Raw genomic sequence first — 496 nt, 5'->3', positions numbered from 1 at the left:
TTCTGAACGATGTTTTTGACTTTCAGTCCATCTTGTAGGGTGCTTGAACAGCAAGTGTCGTGATCTTGCCAAAAGCTGTTTGAGTGTGTCCCCGTTAGGTAATAGCTCAGGATCATAGGAAACTCCCTGTTTGCGGGCTAGCGCAATTTTCTGGCTCTCCTGATCCAATACCTCCCAGCGATATCTGATGCGCAGTTCTTGAACGGCATCATAGGCCAGTTTCTGTACATGAAACCGATCGATTACCCGCTTGGCATTTCTAAAACACCGACGGACTGCCTTGGCCATATTGGGAGCCATATCCATGGTGACTTCCCTGACTTTATTCCTGTTGCGCAATGGAATACGTTCTAAGGCTTGGGTGATGTCCTCGGCTTTTGTACCCTTAATAGTTGCCAAGATGGTGCCCTTTTTACCTTTAGCGGCCTTGCTGCTCACGATGGTATAAAGCTCACCGTTACTGAAACTGGTCTCGTCTATGCTCAGGTGTTCTGTG

1 protein-coding gene is annotated in these 496 nt (G+C 47.8%); it reads right to left on the bottom strand.

All coding sequences use genetic code 11. The features are described from left to right. Positions 1-496: ISAon1 family transposase (locus tag AC6CHH_RS16395; RefSeq protein WP_498284792.1), on the bottom strand; the 496-nt coding region annotated here is incomplete at both ends.

It is taken from the genome of Sphingobacterium sp. GQ94 (assembly GCF_059758715.1).
This window is presented reverse-complemented; position numbering and strand designations above follow the sequence as displayed.